21 protein-coding genes are annotated in these 18811 nt (G+C 60.6%); 9 read left to right on the top strand and 12 right to left on the bottom strand.

Annotated features, from left to right (window positions below; all coding sequences use genetic code 11):
- The first annotated feature begins 146 nt into the window (after positions 1-146).
- Positions 147-1043 (top strand): LysR family transcriptional regulator, encoded by an 897-nt coding sequence (locus ACFZPT_RS06745; RefSeq protein WP_034097631.1) that lies wholly within the window; start codon positions 147-149, stop codon positions 1041-1043.
- Positions 1044-1287: 244 nt separating this feature from the next.
- Here the strand turns inward: ACFZPT_RS06745 and ACFZPT_RS06740 are convergent, their stop codons facing one another.
- Positions 1288-1539 (bottom strand): hypothetical protein, encoded by a 252-nt coding sequence (locus ACFZPT_RS06740; RefSeq protein WP_244192377.1) that lies wholly within the window; start codon positions 1537-1539, stop codon positions 1288-1290.
- A gap of 307 nt (positions 1540-1846) precedes the next feature.
- Between ACFZPT_RS06740 and gabP the strand changes: the two genes are divergently transcribed.
- The 3 genes from gabP (at position 1847) to ACFZPT_RS06725 (ending at position 4641) form a co-directional block, all read left to right on the top strand.
- Positions 1847-3256, top strand: a complete 1410-nt coding sequence (gene gabP, locus ACFZPT_RS06735; protein ID WP_034113586.1) for a GABA permease — start codon at positions 1847-1849, stop codon at positions 3254-3256.
- Positions 3253-4335, top strand: a complete 1083-nt coding sequence (locus ACFZPT_RS06730) for a GlxA family transcriptional regulator (RefSeq protein WP_034113588.1) — start codon at positions 3253-3255, stop codon at positions 4333-4335. Before gabP ends, ACFZPT_RS06730 begins: the two co-directional genes overlap by 4 nt.
- A gap of 108 nt (positions 4336-4443) precedes the next feature.
- Positions 4444-4641 carry a hypothetical protein gene (locus ACFZPT_RS06725; protein WP_034113590.1) on the top strand — a complete coding sequence of 66 codons (198 nt, stop codon included), beginning with the start codon at positions 4444-4446 and terminating at the stop codon, positions 4639-4641.
- A 52-nt stretch (positions 4642-4693) separates the two neighbouring features.
- Here the strand turns inward: ACFZPT_RS06725 and ACFZPT_RS06720 are convergent, their stop codons facing one another.
- From ACFZPT_RS06720 to ACFZPT_RS06675, 10 genes are all read right to left on the bottom strand, one after another.
- Positions 4694-5212, bottom strand: a complete 519-nt coding sequence (locus ACFZPT_RS06720; RefSeq protein ID WP_034113592.1) for an isochorismatase family protein — start codon at positions 5210-5212, stop codon at positions 4694-4696.
- A 219-nt stretch (positions 5213-5431) separates the two neighbouring features.
- Positions 5432-6514 carry a chemotaxis response regulator protein-glutamate methylesterase gene (locus ACFZPT_RS06715; protein WP_034138321.1) on the bottom strand — a complete coding sequence of 361 codons (1083 nt, stop codon included), beginning with the start codon at positions 6512-6514 and terminating at the stop codon, positions 5432-5434.
- Positions 6477-7010 carry a chemoreceptor glutamine deamidase CheD gene (gene cheD, locus ACFZPT_RS06710; RefSeq protein WP_034097638.1) on the bottom strand — a complete coding sequence of 178 codons (534 nt, stop codon included), beginning with the start codon at positions 7008-7010 and terminating at the stop codon, positions 6477-6479. The genes ACFZPT_RS06715 and cheD overlap by 38 nt, the downstream gene beginning before the upstream one ends.
- A complete protein-coding gene (locus ACFZPT_RS06705) occupies positions 7007-7816 on the bottom strand; it encodes a protein-glutamate O-methyltransferase CheR (RefSeq protein WP_034113597.1) in 810 nt (269 codons plus the stop codon). Before ACFZPT_RS06705 ends, cheD begins: the two co-directional genes overlap by 4 nt.
- A gap of 9 nt (positions 7817-7825) precedes the next feature.
- Positions 7826-8365, bottom strand: a complete 540-nt coding sequence (locus ACFZPT_RS06700) for a chemotaxis protein CheW (RefSeq protein ID WP_379555049.1) — start codon at positions 8363-8365, stop codon at positions 7826-7828.
- A gap of 37 nt (positions 8366-8402) precedes the next feature.
- A complete protein-coding gene (locus ACFZPT_RS06695) occupies positions 8403-10058 on the bottom strand; it encodes a methyl-accepting chemotaxis protein (protein ID WP_034097645.1) in 1656 nt (551 codons plus the stop codon).
- Positions 10059-10087: 29 nt separating this feature from the next.
- The gene (locus ACFZPT_RS06690; RefSeq protein ID WP_034113599.1) at positions 10088-12127 is read right to left on the bottom strand and encodes a chemotaxis protein CheA; all 2040 of its coding nucleotides are present in this window, start codon (positions 12125-12127) and stop codon (positions 10088-10090) included.
- A gap of 38 nt (positions 12128-12165) precedes the next feature.
- On the bottom strand, positions 12166-12453 hold the full coding sequence (locus tag ACFZPT_RS06685; protein ID WP_034097649.1) for a lipid asymmetry maintenance protein MlaB: 288 nt from the start codon (positions 12451-12453) through the stop codon (positions 12166-12168).
- A gap of 15 nt (positions 12454-12468) precedes the next feature.
- Complete coding sequence (locus ACFZPT_RS06680) at positions 12469-12837, bottom strand: response regulator (protein WP_034097651.1); 369 nt, start codon at positions 12835-12837, stop codon at positions 12469-12471.
- Positions 12838-12846: 9 nt separating this feature from the next.
- Entirely contained in the window at positions 12847-13758 is a 912-nt protein-coding gene (locus tag ACFZPT_RS06675; RefSeq protein WP_371918466.1) for a methyl-accepting chemotaxis protein, read from the bottom strand.
- Between the two features lie 569 nt (positions 13759-14327).
- Between ACFZPT_RS06675 and gcvA the strand changes: the two genes are divergently transcribed.
- The 5 genes from gcvA to ACFZPT_RS06650 all read left to right on the top strand — a co-directional run bounded on the left by gcvA (position 14328) and on the right by ACFZPT_RS06650 (position 18650).
- Positions 14328-15278: a transcriptional regulator GcvA gene (gene gcvA, locus ACFZPT_RS06670; RefSeq protein WP_052229562.1), complete on the top strand. Its 951-nt coding sequence runs from the start codon at positions 14328-14330 to the stop codon at positions 15276-15278.
- Between the two features lie 29 nt (positions 15279-15307).
- A complete protein-coding gene (locus ACFZPT_RS06665; RefSeq protein WP_034113600.1) occupies positions 15308-16135 on the top strand; it encodes a DMT family transporter in 828 nt (275 codons plus the stop codon).
- A 30-nt stretch (positions 16136-16165) separates the two neighbouring features.
- On the top strand, positions 16166-16927 hold the full coding sequence (locus ACFZPT_RS06660) for an SDR family oxidoreductase (protein ID WP_034113603.1): 762 nt from the start codon (positions 16166-16168) through the stop codon (positions 16925-16927).
- Positions 16928-17078: 151 nt separating this feature from the next.
- Positions 17079-17654, top strand: coding sequence for a DedA family protein (locus tag ACFZPT_RS06655; RefSeq protein ID WP_034113605.1), 576 nt, complete (start codon positions 17079-17081; stop codon positions 17652-17654).
- Positions 17655-17735: 81 nt separating this feature from the next.
- The gene (locus ACFZPT_RS06650) at positions 17736-18650 is read left to right on the top strand and encodes a tetratricopeptide repeat protein (protein WP_177329695.1); all 915 of its coding nucleotides are present in this window, start codon (positions 17736-17738) and stop codon (positions 18648-18650) included.
- A 26-nt stretch (positions 18651-18676) separates the two neighbouring features.
- Here the strand turns inward: ACFZPT_RS06650 and ACFZPT_RS06645 are convergent, their stop codons facing one another.
- Positions 18677-18808, bottom strand: a complete 132-nt coding sequence (locus tag ACFZPT_RS06645) for a DUF2256 domain-containing protein (protein WP_080758733.1) — start codon at positions 18806-18808, stop codon at positions 18677-18679.
- Positions 18809-18811: the final 3 nt, after the last annotated feature.

Here is an 18811-nt window from a genome sequence, read left to right as displayed (position 1 = left end):
AAAGCTATTCGCTGGAGTGCATGGCCGTTATCGTAAGAACGCACACCCATTCGATCCAATACTTCGTGATTGCATCTTCAAGACGATATTCGTCTTGGAGCGTATGATCCCAAGGACGCCCACTATCAGTCTGCGGAGGATCAACCATGGAGTTTCGCCAACTGCGGTACTTCCTTGCCGTCGCCGAGCACCTTCATTTCACCCTGGCCGCAGAACGGCTCGGCATTGCACAGCCGCCGTTGAGTCAGCAGATTCTTAAGCTCGAGAAGGAAATCGGCACCAAGCTTTTCATGCGCTATCCGCGTCGCGTTGAGTTGACCGAAGCGGGCGTCATCTTCAAGGAGCACGCGAAGCGGGTGCTGGACGAAGCCAACGACGCCTTGGAGCATGTCAAGAAGGCCGCTCGGGGGGAGAGCGGTCATCTCTCAATTGGATTCGCTGGCTCAACGGTGTTCCATCCGTTGGTAGCAACGACTCTTCGGCAGTTTCGCCAAAGCTACCCGGGTGTCCTGATTAAGACAGAAGAAAGCAACAGCACCGCGCTGCTGGATAAAGTCGTCAATAGCCAGATGGACTGTGCCATCGTCCGCTTACCCCTCAATTGCGCAGAGCTGCTAACAGTTCCTTTGGTCGAAGAGGAGATGGTTGCGGTATTGCCTACCGGTCATCCGTTGGGCCGATTGCGGAGCGTGGAACTCGCGCAACTCGCTTGCGACCCTTTTATCATTTTTCCCCGTTCAATCGGGCCGGACCTCTACGACTCGATCATCAGCGCCTGCCGATCGGCCGGATTTTCCCCGCGAATCGAATTGGAGTCGCCACAGCTATCTTCCACGGTGAATATGGTCGCTGCAGGTTTTGGCGTGACGTTGATTCCTGCATCTATCCGCCAGATCCATGCGGTCGGCGTCACCTATCAAAAGTTGAGGCACAAGACGTTGAAGACGACGATCGCGCTGGTTTTCAGGCCCCGGGAGAAGTCCGTGACCGTTCGGAATTTCGTGGAAAATCTGCGTATCGTTGGCCGACAAAAAAAGGAGTAACTCTGGGGACGGCGCAACAAACGGGGGAGGGGTCGTTGGCGTTGGCGGTGTGGCGTAGGGCATCGTTGCTCCGGCCACGCTTGCGCCGGGTTATCTGCGAGGCGATGTTGGCAACCGCGAATCAGCAGTTAGAGGCAAACTAACTGCTTGAAAGAACAACCCTGTATCTTGAGTAAGTCGAAGACTTGGTAGCGGACGAGTCATACGTCGCGGCGACGGTGATCAATGTTCTCCCTTTTTAGACTCAATGCTGCGGCGCAGACCATACCGAGAGCTCCTTGAGCTTTTGTTCGGTTGCCGCATCGAATTGCGCCTGAAGCCATTGCGCCGTGTCATCTGTAATGCTGCCCGAGCACAATAACCCTATAACAAAACCGTCCGCCCGTGCTCCGGCCTTTACGGCCATGATCATCGAGCCAGCTTTTTGAATTTCAGTCATGATTTTGTCTGCCTGGCGCTTCACGCCGGTGGGCATTTCTTTGCTGATATCGACCACTTTCCATACTCCACACACAAGCACTTGCTGGCTATAAGCCTTTATCCGGCGCTGTTCGCGCTCTGTTCTAGAAGAGTCCCGAGAAGCGCCAGCGTTCCAATAGATTTGGATCCAATAGGCTGGGGAGTGGGCATTGGATCGAGCGCTTGCGCGTGACGCCAATGTCGATATCAGGCGCCTGGATGACGCAATGAGGCTATTTTGGCCAGTGGTATGCCGCGTACTGTGACCCGTCATTGAGAAATGATGATCGCCTGACCCTCTGGTCAGCACGTCTTAACGTCGATCACAGAGAATAAAAAGAACGATGAATAGCCTGAGTTCCAAGGATTCGAACGGCCAACTGGCGCAGGGCTTCAAGCCGCGTCATGTCACCATGCTCTCCATCGCCGGCATTATCGGTGCTGGGTTGTTTGTCGGGTCCGGGCATGCGATTGCGGCGGCGGGCCCTGCAGTCATGCTGGCGTATTTTTTTTCCGGGCTGCTGGTGGTGCTGGTCATGCGCATGCTGGGGGAGATGGCGGTGGCCAATCCGGACACCGGCTCCTTCTCGACCTATGCCGACCAGGCCATCGGCCGCTGGGCCGGGTTTACGATTGGCTGGCTGTACTGGTGGTTCTGGGTGCTGGTGATACCGATCGAAGCCCTGGCCGCCGGGCATATCTTGAACCAGTGGTTTCCCCAGATCGACGCTTGGCTGTTCGCCTTGTTGTCGATCTTTTTGTTGGTGGTCACCAATTTGTTCAGTGTCTCCAAGTACGGAGAATTCGAGTTCTGGTTTGCCATGGCGAAGGTCGTGGCGATCATCGGCTTTATCGGCCTGGGTGGCGCCGTGCTGATGGGCTGGATTCCCGAGCGGGAGGCCAGTGGCTTGAGTCGGTTGATGGAAGAGCATGGCGGTTTTGCCCCGAACGGTATGTCTGCGGTCGTGGGCGCGTTCATTACCATCATGTTCAGCTTTATAGGAACGGAGGCGGTCACCATCGCCGCAGCGGAGTCCAGCAACCCCGCGCAGAATATCGCCCGCGCCACACGTTCGGTGATGTGGCGTATCGGCGTGTTCTATGTGCTGTCGATCTTCGTGGTGATTTCCGTGGTGCCTTGGAATGACCCTTTGCTGGCGTCCGTCGGTTCCTATCAACGGGCACTGGAGTTGATGAATATTCCCCATGCCAAGTTGCTGGTCGACGGTGTCGTGCTGATTGCCGTGGCCAGTTGCATGAACTCCTCTATCTACATTGCCTCGCGTATGTTGTATTCCCTGGGCAAACGCGGCGATGCGCCCACGTTGATGAAAAAGACGTCGGCAGCCAGCGTGCCTAGGGCCGCGGTGATCGCCAGTACCGTGCTGGGCGCTGGCGTGACGTTGCTCAGCTACTTCATGCCCGCCGGGCTGTTCCAGTTCCTGCTGGCCAGTTCCGGGGCGATCGCGTTGTTGGTGTACTTGGTGATCGCCATTTCGCAACTGCGTATGCGCAAGCTTATGCAGCGCCGCAATATCACGCTGACGTTCAAGATGTGGCTGTTTCCCTGGCTGACCTGGTTGGTCATCGCCTTTATTTGCGCCGCGCTGGGGGTGATGCTGGTGACGCCAGAGCATCGTCTTGAGGTGTCTTCGACGATTGGGTTGGCGTTGCTGATTTCACTGGTGGGGGTTATCACTGCGCGCCAACCCGTGCGCGTGCAGAGCCCACTTCCGATGGTTTCGCCGCCATGAATGCACGACCTGTGACCAGCATCCTGTTTGTGTTGTTGGACCGGTTCACGCTGATCTCATTGGCGTCGGCGGTCGAGCCGCTGCGCATGGCCAACCAATTGTCGGGGCAGGAGCTCTATCGTTGGTACACCGCCAGTTTCGACGGCACGCCCATCTGGGCCAGCGACGGCGTGCCCATCACGCCGGACAGCTCGGTGGATGCCGCCCCGTCGGCCGACATTATCTTCGTGTGCGGCGGGACGGGCATTCAAAACACGGTAACCCCCGAGCTGGTCAAGTGGCTGCGCGCGCAGGCGCGTTACTCCAAACGCTTGGGCGGCATCTGTACCGGCAGTTGGGTATTGGCCAGGGCAGGGCTGTTGGATGGCTTTGAGTGCAGCGTTCACTGGGAGTGGCTGGCCGCGATGCAAGAAGCGTTTGCGCGAGTGACTGTCAGCCCAAGCTTGTTCATCCTCGACCGCGGCCGCCTCACCAGTTCAGGGGGCACGGCGCCGATGGATATGATGCTGCACTTGATCGGCCTGGATCACGGGCATGAACTGTCAGCAGCCATTTCAGACATGTTCGTCTACGAACGCATGCGCAGTGAGCAAGACCACCAGCGCATACCGCTCAAGCATATGCTGGGCACTCAGCAGCCCAAGCTGCAGGAAATCGTCACGCTGATGGAGGCGAACCTTGAGGAGCCCATCGACCTGGACCACCTGGCGGAGTATGTCCAGCTCTCTCGGCGGCAGCTTGAACGGATGTTTCAGAAGTACTTGCACTGCTCGCCGTCGCGCTATTACCTGCGGCTGCGGTTGATCCGCGCGCGCCAATTGCTCAAGCAGACGCCCATCTCTATCGTCGAATTGGCGGTGCTCTGCGGTTTTGTATCGACGCCGCACTTTTCCAAATGTTATCGAGAGTACTTCGGAGTGCCGCCCAGCGATGAGCGGCTGGCGACGCATGAGCGCACGGTGGTGCAGAAGCCGGTGATCAACGTCGTGCGCAAGCCGATGCCCATGAGTGTGCTGGAGCAAGCACGCTCCGAGGCAACGTTTGGCAGTTTCCGACGACTCAAATCCTCCCTGGGCTGACCGACTTTGGTGGTCACCGTTCGTCCAGTACTCGGCACTCGTGGGTCAGCCACTGGCTCTTATGATCAGGCGCGGGTATTCCGTGCTCAGTCACCACGGAGAGCCAACATGGATATCGATAAGAACGCACCGGGCAACCTTTCACAGCAGGCTGTCACGCGGGGCACCGACAACGAGACCGGGCATGATCCGCGCAAAGGCGACGACGCGTTGCCATTGCCATCCGATGACGAAGCGCCGCTGGAAGAGGATATGTCAGACGTAGATGCGGCGGATTCGGTCGCCAGTGAGCATCCGGACAACTGACGTGCTGTCTGCGGGGAGGGCACGCGCTTGCTCCCCGCATTGGCCATCGCTGCTAGAAGCACCAGTCCTCAGCTTTTACCACCTGGCAGAACGGCCCGTGCAACGTCGCGTTGTGATGGGCCACGATATCCTTGGCCTGCAGCGCTGCGGTGTCCGAGCAGGTGTGCCCATCGCCGATCAGCACTGCATCGAAGCCAAGATCACGGGCGGCACGGCAGGTGCTGTCGACGCAGTATTGGGTTTTCATACCCGCGATCACCACGCCCGTCGCCCCGACAGACCGTAAGCTGTTCGCCAGGTCGGTCTGGGCAAAAGCATTAGGCCGCTGCTTTTCAAACACCACTTCATTGCCTGAAAGCTTCAGCTGCGGCGCCAGCCTCGTCAGCGGGCTGTCCGGCGCCATCGGCGACCCTGCGGGCCCGACGTGGCGCGCGAGGAAAATTCCAGCCCCGGCGCGACGGGCCTGATCCATCAGGCCATTGACGGTGTCGAGCATCGCGTCGCAACGCCAGGGTGTTTCCGGGCCATGAACCAGGCCGACTTGGATATCGAGTACCAACAGTGCATACATGGGTGCATCTCCTTGCGTTTGCTCCAGCAACACAAGGCACAAAAAAAGGCCCTGTCCATTGCTGGCGGGCCTTTGAAGTTCGTTGGCTATGGGCTCACGACACCTCGCACGCACCGCCTTGAGCGGTCGTGGTGAGGGTGGTCGAGGTGAGGCAATAATTTGTCATGAATCGACACTAGCAACACGGTCGCCCGCTGACAAGGGCGCAGCCGCTGGACGTCACTTATGCAAAATCGCCTGATGAATTTCCTGCAACGGCATGACGCGTTGGGCGGCGTTGAGTTTGATGGCTTCCTTGGGCATGCCGAACACCACACAGCTGGCTTCGTCCTGAGCTACCGTGGCGGCGCCGGCGTCGAGCATTTCCTTGAGGCCGCGGGCGCCGTCGTCGCCCATGCCGGTCATGATGATGCCGGTGGCGTTCTTGCCGGCAAATTTGGCCACTGAGCGAAACAGCACATCCACCGACGGCCGATGGCGATTGACCAGCGGCCCGTCAATCACCTGGGCGTGATAGAAGGCACCGCTGCGGGTGACCATCAGGTGTTTGCCGCCTGGGGCGATCAAGGCCAGGCCGGGCAGGATACGGTCGTTATTGCGCGCTTCACGCACCTCGATCTGGCACAGGCCGTTGAGGCGCTCGGCAAAGGACGCGGTGAATTTTTCCGGCATGTGCTGCACGATCACTATGCCCGGGCACACCCTCGGCAGCGCCGTGAGCACCGCTTCTAGCGCTTGGGTACCGCCAGTGGAAGTGCCGATGGCGACGATGCGTTCGGTGGTCTGGGCCATGGCCTGGCCATTGGCGGCGGGCAGGATCGCATCCGCCGTGAGCTTGCTGGCAGGGACGGGGGCTGGTGTGGGCTTGGCGATGCGCTTGCCCAGATTCTTGACGTTGGAGTTGGCCGCCGCACGAATCGCCGCCACCAGCTCGGGGCCGGACTCGATCAGGAAGTTTTTCAGCCCGGTGGTGGGCTTGGTGATGATCTCCACGGCGCCGGCCGACAATGCCTGTAGGGAGGTTTCCGCGCCTTTCTGAGTCAGCGACGAACAGATCACCACTGGCGTGGGGCGCTCGCTCATGATCTTGCGCAAAAAAGTGATGCCATCCATACGCGGCATCTCCACGTCCAGCACGATCACATCCGGCCATTCCCGCGCGAGCTTGTCCATGGCGAAGATCGGGTCGGAAGCCGCACCCATGACATGGATATCCGGTGTGTCGTTGAAAATCGCCAGCAGCACCTGGCGTACCACGGCCGAGTCATCGACCAGCAGCACGCTGATTTTTTTGGTAGGCATCTTTTTCGAGTATTCCCATTGGTTGGTGCCGGACCCAGACGTTGCCGTTCCAGAGGTCGAACATAATCGTGCGATAGCCGGTACTGCCCATGTCCTGGGCCGTCAGGTGCAGGTGGTGGCGTTCTGCGAGGGCCAGTGCGGCGCGGATATTCAGGTTGGCCACGTTGTGGGCCGGTCGCTGGCGCGGTTGCTCAGGGAACATCTCGCCGCCGCCGAACACTTTGACTTGGTAATCCTGCGGCCGTGTACCGTTGGCGCGGGCGTGGCGCAGTAACAGTTCGAGGGCTTCGTCAGCGTACTTGCCATCCAGTGGCTGGCCCGTGCGGTTGCGCGCCGGCAGCATGAAATGGCACATGCCGCCGATGCGCCGCTGGGGGTGCCAGAAAGTGAACGCCACGCAGGAGCCGAGCAAGGTACGCAAACGCGTCGGGCAGGTGGCAAAGCTGACTTGGCCAGGGGCGAGCACCACTTCGGCGGCATTGGCTGGCTTTTTCATGGCTTGCGGTAAATCGACGGCGCCACCAGCTTCAACGTGTCATTCACGCCGTTGAGGCTTTCAGAGTGGCTGATGATGAAATAACCGCCGGATTTAAGCTGCGGCAACAGTCGCGCTACCACCTGGGTCTTGGTCGGCTGGTCGAAATAGATCATCACGTTGCGCAAGAAGATCACGTCGAATTCGCCCAGGCTGGGCAGGGGTTCATTAAGGTTGACCTGGACAAAACTGACGCGGTTGCGCAGCGGCTTGTCGATCAAGAGCGTACCTTCCTGGCGGCCGATGCCCTTGAGGCAGTACTTGACCAGCAGTGGCTGGGGCAGGTTGGCGGCGCGCTCCATGGGGTAGTGGCCGTTGCGCGCCTTGGCCAGCACTTGGGTGCTGATATCGGAGCCGAGCACTTCCCAAGGCGTGGTGCCCAGGCTTTCGGCCAGGGTCATGGCTAGGCTGTAGGGTTCCTCGCCCGAGGAACTGGCCGCGCTCCACACGCGGAACACCTTGCCGGGCGCGGCGTTGGGCAGCACCTGCTGGCGCAGGAAATCAAAGTGCTTGGGCTCGCGGAAAAAGTAGGTCTCGTTGGTGGTCAGCAGGTCCAGCGCCACTTGCAGCTCGCCTTTGCGCTGGTCGCTCATGATTAGTTTGAAGTACTCGCCGTAGCTCTTGAGTTCATAGTGCTTGAGCCGCTTGAACAGCCGGCCGGCCACCAGGGCCTTTTTGGCCGGTGACAGGTTGATACCCGCCGCGCGATGCAGCCAGGACTGAAACTGGCCGAACTCGCGGTCATCCAGCGGGGTGGTATCAGGCATGATCGCACCTCACCGCGGGTCGAAGTCGAGGGCCGGCGCCTGGCCGGCTTCGGCAAGGCTGGACATTTCATCGATGGACAGCACCTTGTCCACCTCCAGCACAATCACAAACTTGCCCTCGACCTTGGCCATGCCGCTGATGAAGTCTGCACGAATCCGCGCGCCGAAGCTGGGCGGCGGCTCAATCTGGGTGGCCGGGATTTCCTGCACGGCGGACACGGTGTCCACCAGCAACCCGATATCCTGGGGCAGGCCGTCCTCGGTGCTGGCTTCGATAATGATCACGCATGAACGGCGGGTGATCTGCGAATTGGCCCGGCCAAAACGCGCCGACAGGTCCACCACCGGCACCACCGCGCCGCGCAGGTTGATCACCCCGCGCACGAACGCGGGCATCATCGGCATCACGGTCAGGCTGCCGTATTCGATTATTTCCTTGATTCCCAGAATGCCGATGGCGAACATCTCGCCGCCGAGCATAAAGGTCAGGTATTGCGCATCCTCGTCGACCGCTACGGCGGCCTGGCGGGTAGTCATCACTGCGCCCATCTCATTACTCCCTGTGAGCCCGGATTGATGCGTACGATCAGAAACGGGTGAATTCCGATTCGTCCGGGGCAGTGGCCATGTTGTAGGCAAAGGCCTTGCGCGCTGGCGGTTGCGCGGCGCGCGGCGGCTGGCGAGTCGGCTTGCTGCCGGCGCTGTCGACACTGCTTTGGGTGGCGGCCCTGGACGTCGTGTCGAGCACGAAGAAACTCATGGCCTGCTGCAATTGTTCGGCCTGGCTGCTCATCTCTTCGGCGGTGGCGGCCAGTTCTTCGCTGCTGGAGGCGTTCTGCTGGGTGACCTGGTTAAGCTGGGTCATCGCCGTGTTGATCTGCGCCACACCGGCGGCCTGCTCTTCGGACGCCGCGCTGATTTCCTGCACCAGGTCGGACGTTTTGTTGATCGACGGCACCATCTCATCAAGCAACTTGCCGGCTTTCTCGGCCATGTCGACGCTGCTGGAAGACAGTTCGCCGATTTCCTGAGCGGCAACCTGGCTGCGTTCGGCCAGCTTGCGCACCTCGGCGGCGACCACGGCGAAACCTTTGCCGTGCTCGCCGGCCCGCGCGGCCTCGATGGCGGCATTGAGCGCGAGCAAATTGGTCTGGTAGGCAATGTCATCGATGATGCTGATGCGCTGCGCGATCTTCTTCATCGCCACCACGGTCTGCTGCACTGACTCACCGCCGTCGGTGGCTTCCTTGGCGGCCTTGCTGGCCATGCCATCGGTGACCTTGGCGTTCTCAGTGTTCTGGTTGATGCTGGCGCTCATTTGTTCGATAGAGGCACTGGTTTCCTCGACGCTGGCCGCTTGTTCGCTGGTGGCCTGGCTCATCGATTGCGCCGTGGCGCTGACTTGCTCGGAGGCGCTGGCCAGGTTGTCTGCGGCATTGCGCACTTCGCCGATGATATGCGCCAGTTTGCCGACCATATTGCGCATGGCGTTGAGCACCATACCGGTTTCATCTTTGGCGCCCGGTTCGATCTGTGCACTGAGGTTACCTTCGGCCAATTGCTCGGCGGCGTTGGCGGCCTGCCTTAGGGGGCGAGAAATGATCCGTGCGATAAACATTGCCAGGCCCAAGCCGATCAAAAGGGCGGCGACCAAGGCCGCGATGATCGACAGACGCGAGCTTTCATACAGCGCAGAACCCTTGTCACCGGCAGCAGTGGCGCCAGCATCATTGAGCTCGACCATTTTTTGCAGGCGCGCGGTCACTTCATCGAAGTGCGTCTTGGATTCGCCCCTGAGCAGCCCGCGCGCTTGGGTTTCCTGGTTCTCCCGGGACAGCTCAAGCAACTGTTTACTGGTGGCCAGGTACGCAGCCCATCCGGTTTTCACGCTGTCCAGCAACTGCCGGTCTTCGTCATTCGATAGCAGTTGTTCATAGGTGCCCATGCGCGTCTCGAACTGCTGGCGCGCCTCGGCGGCTTCGCGTTCGGCCAGGGCCTTTTCCTCGGCGACCTCGGTGGAGATATGACGGTTCTCTTTCAAGCGGTAGTTGGCCGCAAAGAAGCGCATACCGGCCGCCGCGCGCATTGACGGCATCCAATTGCCGCGGATGTCCTGCGCGGCCTGGTTGACGCCCCCCAATTGGAGGATAGCGAAGGCACCCATGGCCGCTGTGAGCGCCAGGACCACCAGGAACGAGCTGATCAGCTTGGTGGAAATTTTTAGATCGTAAAACCATTTCATCGCGGAACCTCCATGGAATTGCAAATACGTCAGCGAGCGACGACCAGTGGCGACTGTGGCGCCTGGGCTGTGCGAGCTTCCATTTGTACGAGTTGGTTGAGCAGGGCCGGCACATCCAGGATCAAGGCCACGGCCCCGCTGCCCAGAATGGTCGAGCCGCTGATGCCGCGCAGTGCGCCAAACAGCTTGCCCAAGGGTTTGATCACGGTCTGGAACTCACCGAGCAGGTCGTCCACCACTAGCCCGGCCTTGTGCTCGGCATAACGCACCACCACCACGTTCTGGCGCCGGGCGGCGGGGCCTTCGTGGTTGAAGTGGTCGCGCAGGTGTACCAATGGCAGCACCTCGCCGCGCAGGTCCAGATAGCCTTGTTCGCGGCTGGAGTCGCGCTGTGGTTCGTCCAGTTCGATGCATTCCTGAACCATGTCCAGGGGAATCACATAAGTGGCCTGGTCGATGCCGACCAGGAAGCCATTGATGATTGCCAGGGTCAGCGGCAGCCGAATGCGCACCACCGTGCCCTGGCCGGGGCGGCTGTCCAGATCTACAGTGCCGCGCAGCAGCGTGATGTTGCGCTTGACCACGTCCATGCCAACGCCGCGCCCGGACAGGTTGGTCACCGCCTCGGCCGTGGAGAAGCCCGCTTCGAAAATCAGGTTGTAAATTTCCTGATCGGACAGCACCGCACCGCTGGCCACCAACCCGCGTTCCTGGGCTTTTTCCAGAATGCGTTCGCGGTTGAGCCCGGCGCCGTCGTCGGCGATTTCGATGACGATGCTGCCGGAGTCGTGATAGGCATTGAGGCTCAGATGGCCCTTGCTCGACTTGCCCGCCGCACGCCGCGCCTCGGCGCTTTCGATACCGTGGTCCATGGCGTTGCGCAGCAGATGCATCAGCGGATCGCCGATCTTCTCCACCACGGTCTTGTCCAGCTCGGTTTCCGCACCGCTGATCAGCAGGTCGATGTCCTTGCCCAACTCCTGGCTGACGTCGCGCACCACGCGGCGGAAACGGTTGAAGGTGTCGCCGATGGGGATCATGCGCAGATGCAGGGCGCCATCGAGGATTTCTTCCACCAGCCCCGACACCGTTGACGTGGCTTCATGCAGTGGGTCGTGGTTGCAGGAGCGCGCCAACAGGCTCGCGCCGGCGCTGGCGATCACTAACTCACCGACCAGGTTGATCAACTCATCGAGCTTGTCGGCATTGACCCGTACATAGTTGCCATCTCGGGGTTTGGCCTCGCTGGCCGTCGCCACGCGCTGGGGCGCGGTGCTCCGGTGATTGGGTTCGGCCTGGGTAACCAGCTCGGTGCCGGTGCTCGCCAGGTTGATGGGCGCTTCATCGACGGCCGTGATTTGCACTTCACACTCGTCGCGCACAAAGTCGAACACTTCGTTGAGGGTGGCGTGGCTGGCAGTGGAACGCAGGTCGATCTCGAAGCCCAGGTAGCAGCTTTCCGGGTCAAAGCTTTCCAGCGCCGGGATGCTGTCGGTGAGGGTGTCGACCTGCACCATTTGCCCCAGGGTTTGGAGGTAGCGCAGGAACGACAGCGGGTCCATGCCATTGCGGTACACGTCCGCGCCGAAGCGCAGAGAAATATGCCACAGCACTTCGGCTGACTCGCCGTCGGCCGCCTTAGCGGTTACGGCGTCGGCGGTGGTGGCGTGAAGCGGGTGGTAGACACCCAGCGCCTCGCGCAAAGCCTCACCGCGCTGCAAGGCGGCGGGTGTAAGGGCTTCACCACGACTGGCAACCACGTCAATCAGTTCGAGCATGTGGTCGCCGCACTTGAGCAGCAGGGCGATCAAGTCGGCATCCACCGCGATATCGCCGTCGCGCAGGCGATCCAGCACATCTTCGACGATATGCGTGAACCCCACGATCGGCGCCAGGCCGAACAGCCCGGCTGAGCCTTTGATGGTATGCGCGGCGCGGAATATCGCACCGATGGCGTCTTGATCGTCGGGTTCGTTCTCCAGTTGCAGCAGGGATTGCTCCATGGCCTGCAACAGTTCGCGGGCCTCCACGATGAAGGTCTGCTGTGCCTGATCGAGATTGATGCTCACCTGGACTTTCCTTGTCGATCAATGAACGGTGGCGCCGCCTACAACGCGGCGCCGCGACAGAGTTGCAGTGTTTGCGTGACGGCCTGGCTCTGGCCAGTCAGGCTCAGGGCCGTGCCGTTGATGCCGGCTTCGCGCTCGATCACCGCGAGCAGTTGCAGGCCGGCGCCATCCATCTCAGTGACCTGTGACAGGTCTAGCTCAAGGCGGGCCGCGGCGCCAACCTGCGGCAGCAGCGCGGCGGCCAGCTCGGCGACGGTGTAGATCGTCAGCTCGCCTTCAATGCCCACGCGGGCCGTGTCGTCAGTGGTTTCGTGGGTGATGGACATGCCAGCCTCCCCGGATCACGGCAGAATCAGCTTGGACACCGCCGCGAGCATCTGCGCCGGCTGGAACGGCTTGACCACCCAGGCCTTGGCGCCCGCGGCCTGGCCTTCGGCTTTTTTCGATTCCTGGGACTCGGTGGTCAGCATGATGATCGGCGTGAACTTGTAGTTGGCCAGCTTCTTCACCTCTTTGACAAAGGTGATGCCGTCCATATTGGGCATATTCACGTCGCTGATGATCAGGTGCACTTTCTGCCCGTTGAGTTTGCCCAGGGCGTCCTTGCCATCGCTGGCCTCGATCACGTCGTAACCGGCGCTTTTCAAGGCAATACCGACCACTTGCCGCACGCTACTGGAGTCGTCGACCACTAATACACTTTTCGCCATGATGGGCTCCTAAAAGAAAGTGATGTCTTGGGAATTCTGCTGCGCGGCGTCGTTGCCATGGTGCGTGCGCCGCTGCTCGTCGGTGGCGTAGGTGGACTCCATACTGGCCAGCCATTGTCGGGCGTCGATGCTCACGGCCTGGTCCGGCGCTTGTCTGGCCTGACGCAAGTGATCGTGCAAGGCGTTCATGTTGTCGCGCACATGGCTGAGAATCTGGCTGACCCGGTCCTGGAACTGCAGGTTGACCAGCACGTCGGTCATTTCGTCGCGGATGCCGTAGCTTTCCTGCTTGAGCAGGTCGGCGGACTCGGCCAGGCGCCCGGTGATGTTCTGGAAGCGCTCAAGCACCAGTTGGATGCTTTGCTCGGACGCGCCGACGGAGTTGCTGTCCTGATCGGCGCTGGTGGAGGCGGCCTGCACCAGTTGAGTAATGGCGTTGTTGATAATGTCGACCTTGGCCGACATTTGCTGGCCGGTCTCGCTGGACTTGCTCGACAGGCTGCGCACCGCATCGGCCACCACCGCAAAACCGCGCCCGGCTTCACCGGCACGGGCCGCTTCGATCGCGGCATTCAGCGCCAGCAGGTTGGTCTGCGCGGCAATCGCGGCGACGTCGGCGGCCATGGTGCGTAATTCGCCGGTGTAGGCGGTAAGGCCGCGTACTTGCGCCAGGGTCTGGTCGCGGCTGGATTGGGTGGCCTTAAGTGAGTCGATCACCTGGCTCAATTCGCTGTCACTGCGTGCCAGCACCTTGAGCGCGCCGTCGGCGGCTTGCCCATCCAATTCACCGGCTGCGTGCTGTGAAGCCTGGACAGTTTCCTGCAAGCGTGCGGCGATCCCAGTGAAACGATTCGCCAGGCTGACAATGGCTTCCTCGGTCTGCTGGCGTGAGCTTTCTACCTGTTTGGCCCAGATCGGCATGGCGCCCAGCAACACCTCATCGAGTTGCGCCCGCGCCGCCTGGCTATTGTGCGCTGCGTCGGCATCGGCCTGATTGGCCAACGTGCTCGATGTCGCGCGCCATAGGGCATCGCGCTGAGATTTCGCGCTCCAGGCGCAGGCCCCAAGACCGATCAGCGCCAACGCTGCACACGCGACGAGGTTGGCCGGGGAGGTTGACTGGATGAGGATCCAGATCACCGCAGGCACCACGGGAATGAAAGCGAACCAACGAAAACGCGGATGACCGGTGAGGGAAGTGCGGCTGGAAGGAGGCGGGGTCATAGTTCGATCCTTGAACAGTACTGCGGATATAAACAACATAGGGGTTATCTGCCCTATGTGCCGCAACTTTAGACTCGGCAGTGTGCCTTCCGTCTGGTTTATGACCAGCAGGTGACGGACGGTTATGTCTAAATGCCACTATTATGAACTGTAGCCTAGAGTGAGGTATTTGGGCGGCTTCAATGGCGAGATTATTCAATGAGCTTGGCTTTATGATGAGCTAACGTTCATGCAATGCCCTCTGATGACTCGCTGGATACGCCCTGATGAGAGACCTGCCACCCACCGCGACACTCCGCGCTTTTGAAGTCGCTACCCGCCACCCGACCTTTACTGCCGCCGCGCAGGAACTGCATGTGACTCAAAGCGCCGTCAGTCACCAGCTCAAGCATCTTGAGGCGCTGTGGGGCGTGCAGTTGTTCGAGCGTGGCAAGGCGCTACGCCTGACCGCGGCGGGCGCTACCCTGGCGCCTATCGTGCGCGAGTTTTTTTTGAGCCTGGAGGCGACGCTCAGCGACCTGCGCGAGCAGAAGGGCAGGGTTCGGTTCAGCGTCAGCACCACCTATTCCTTTGCGCTGAAATGGCTGCTGCCACGCCTGCCGAACCTCTCTCGCCTGCACCCCGAGCTGCTGGTGTCGTTGGACACCACGGATGCCATTATTCATTTCTCCAACGCCCAGGCAGACGTCGCGATCAGGCTGGGCAAGGGCAGTTACCCTGGCCTGTATTCGGAGTTCTTGTTCGGGGAACAGGTATTTCCCGTGGCCAGTCCCGAATTGCTGCGCCGCGTCGGGACACCGCTGGGCCCCGGCGAGTTGTTGCATTTTCCGCTGTTGGCCCGTGATGGCGCAGAACTGGCGCCCAAATGGGAGGCGTGGTTCGAGGCGCTGGGGCTGGTGTATCTGCCGCTTAGGGAAAGTGTCAGATTCGGCGATACCAACATGACGGTCGAGGCGGCATTGCTTGGCCAAGGCGTGGCATTGGTGCGCAGCGGGCATGTCGAGAAGGAAATCAGCGACGGCCGTCTGGTGCGGCTATTCGACGTGCATTTTCCATCACCGCTGGCTTATTACTTCGTGTGCCCCAAAGGCGTCGAAACGTTGCCGCACATCGTCAGCTTTCGCCAATGGTTACTGAGTGAGGCGCTGAAAGTGCGGGACGTGAAGGCGCCCATGATGAGTGTCCATTCATGCCTCGATGAGGAGACTTCGCTGTAGTCCCGACATCGGCGTAAATAGAATGAGGCATGCCTATTCATCTGGTCTGCCTCGTCCTTTTCGCCGCGCTCTTGCATGCCAGCTGGAATGCACTGCTGCGCAGCGGTGCCGATCGGCTGTGGTCAATGACGGTGATGTGCATGGCCATCGCCATCACCTGCGCGGTCGCTGCCGTCTTAATGGTGCCGCCTGCGGTGGAAAGTTGGCGCTATGCGCTGCTGTCGGGGCTACTGCATGTGGGCTACAACTTGTTCCTGGTGCGCAGTTACCGGGTCGGCGACCTGGGGCAGATCTATCCGATTTCCCGTGGTTCTTCGCCGGTGCTGATCGCCCTCGGGGCCGCCGTTTTTGCCGGGGAAACCATCGCTCCTGGCCAGTTGCTCGGTATTGCGTTGGTCTCGGGTGGGATTATTTCGCTGGCGTTCAAAGGGCGCCGGCTTTCGGTCCCCAGCCTGCCCTATGCCCTGGGCACAGGCTGCTTTATCGCCGCCTACAGTGTTGTCGATGGCATCGGCGCCAGGCTCTCCGGCGCGCCGCTGGCCTACACCGTATGGATGAGCGCTCTCTGGGGTGTGCTGATGCCCATGGTTTACATCGCTCTGCGCGATACCCGCAGCCTGTTCCGCGCGCGGCCCGGCACCCTGACGGCGGTGCTCGGCGGGCTAGTCTCTTTGCTTGCCTATGCCATGGTCATCTACGCCATGAACGAAGCGCCCTTGGGCGCAGTATCCGCATTGCGCGAAACCAGCGTGTTGTTCGCAGCATTGATTGGCTACGGGTTCCTCGGCGAGGCGCTGACTGCGCGCCGCATTCTGGCGTGCGTGGTGATCGCCTGCGGCGCCATCATCATCGGCTGACTCGGCCAATCACCTAGAGAGGGATTCACCATGACCACTGTTTCGCAGGCCCCTTTGATCCTGATAACCGGCGGCAGTCGCGGGGTGGGTGCCGCCACCGCCCGGCTGGCGGCCCAACGAGGGTATGACGTGACCATCAGCTACGTCAGCAACGAGTCCGCAGCGCAGACGGTGGTTGCGGATGTGCAGTTATTGGGACGCAAGGCCTTGGCCACGCGCGCCGACAGTGCGGATCCGCGCCAGGTGGCCGATCTATTCGAAGCCATCGACCGTGAGTTCGGGCGCATCGACGTCCTGGTCAATAACGCCGGGGTACTGGCGCTGCAATCACGGGTGGAGGCTCTCGACTTCGAGCGGATGCAGCGCATCTTCGCTGTCAACGCCATCGGGCCGATACTCTGTGCCCAACAGGCGGTACGGCGCATGTCCTATCGGCATAATGGCCCTGGTGGGGTGGTCATTAATGTCTCTTCGGCATCGGCCCGACTTGGCAGCCCCAATGAATACGTGGACTACGCGGCCTCCAAGGGCGCCCTCGAAACGTTCACCATCGGGTTGGCTAAAGAGGTGGCGCGGGAAGGCATACGCGTCAACGGTATTCGCCCCGGGCATATCTACACCGAGATGCACGCCAGTGGCGGTGAGCCTGGGCGGGTCGATCGCGTCAAGGACTCAATCCCCATGGGGCGGGGTGGCCAGCCGGAAGAGGTGGCACGGGCGATTCTATGGCTGGCGGGCGCGGAGGCGTCGTTCGTAACCGGCACCTTTCTCGATGTGACCGGGGGTAAATAAAGCAGGGGGCGGCGCTGGCGCGAATGTCCCATAAGCGGCTGCTCATCACCTGTTGAAGGAACCGTCTCGCTCACGGCTGTGTCCATGTGCTGTCGCCACCTGTCAGCACTGGCCCCGAGATATCTAGCCGTTATGGAGCAAATGCGCGCGCATGTTTGAACACCTCGACCTTAATCACCTGCTGGCCACCTATGGTTACTTGGCCGTTTTTGTCGGCTGCCTACTGGAAGGCGAAACCATTCTGATACTGGGAGGCGTGGCGGCGCATCAGCAGGTGCTCAAGTTGCTTCCCGTGATCGCCTACGCCAGTCTCGCCGGCATGTTGGGGGACCAATTGCTGTTCTGGGCGGGGCGCTATTTCGGCGACCGTTTGTTGCCGCGCTTACATAAAAAACAAGCGGCCATCGACAAGATCACAACGTTGATCCATCGGTACCCCACGGTGTCGATTTTTTCGGTGCGCTTTCTCTATGGCATGCGTTTGTTGGGGCCGATGGTGATTGGCGCGAGCAGGATTTCACCGCTCAAGTTTGCCTGCATCAATGCGGTGGGCGCGCTGGTCTGGGCCACGCTGTTTGCCAGTGCAGGGTATTGGGCTGGGGAGTTTTTGCAACGCGTCCTGGGCGACTTGAAACCTTATCGACTGCCCATTGCACTAGGCGTCGTCGGCGTGGTGGTGGCTGTGGGGCTGATACTCCATTACCGATCCAGGCGCAAGCAACCCTGACTCGCGGCTTCTAGGGTTAAAGCCAATCCAGTCATTACTGGCATAATGCCGTTTTCCCGTTCAACCGGATGCATGGACGCTATGTTAAAGACCCTGACGCTTCTGGTGCTGTTGAGCACCATCATGGGCTGTAAAAGCCTGACCCGACCCGCCGATTACGACTCATCGATGACTGGCTTTCGCTGCATGTGGATTGCCGGCCAGAAACCGTTTGAGCGCGACAATCTGCGCTATATCGAGCGCTATGCCGAGTATGGCAATGCTACGTGCATGGCGATCTTGGGCAAGCTGTATCAGGAGGGTGGCTATGGGGTCGATCAAGACTTTCGCGAGGCCCACGCCTTGTTTGTCGAAGCCGCCAAGTTAGACCCGGCTGTCAATGTGCTGCTCGGGCAGATGGCCGAGCGCGGCGAAGGTGAGCCAGTGGATTACGCCAGGGCGCGTACGTTCTACCGTCTTTCCGGTAAGAACGCTGCGCTGCCGTTGGGGCGTTTGATGGAGGAGGGCAAAGGAGGGCCGCAGGACCTGCCTGGCGCCCTGGCCTTATATCTGGAGGCCTCCGAACGCTGTGGCGATGAGGCCTGGCTGGCGATGAACCGTTTGCGTAAAGCCGGCCAGCCGCTCACTGAGGTTCAGGCCAAACGTTATCAGCAGATGTGGCTGAGCAGCTTCGTCAATTTACAAAAGCGGCGGATGGCAGTGGGTGAAGTGTTCGAGGCCGTTGACGCCACAGGCGAGGCCAAGCGCGTCACGCTGTCCTACCGCTTCAAGTCAGACAGTGGCGCCCCTCAGGTGACAATGGTCGAGCCCTCGGGGGATGCCAATGTGGATCAGTGGGTCATGAGGGCCGCCGCGCGGGTGACCATGGGCGAATCCGCGCCCTTGACGGACAGCTCGGGGGAGCTGGAAATCAAGGCGCCGCTGCTTTTCACGGTGCAGGACCCGCAGCACAAGCCTTACCGGAATTGGCTATGCGGCCGTAAGCCCTGCAGTTGATCGTCCAGCGTTGACCAAGGCCATGCTCAGGGTTTGTTGCGTCGGCAGCGCTCCGAGCAATAACGTACCTCGTCCCAGCAACGCGCCCACTTCTTTCTCCAGGTGAAAGGCAGGCCACATGTCACGCAGGTTTTGACTGGCAGATCACTCTTTTTCATGGC

This window comes from Pseudomonas sp. MD330_10, from assembly GCF_042610415.1.
Lineage (GTDB): Bacteria > Pseudomonadota > Gammaproteobacteria > Pseudomonadales > Pseudomonadaceae > Aquipseudomonas > Aquipseudomonas rhodesiae.
This window is presented reverse-complemented; position numbering and strand designations above follow the sequence as displayed.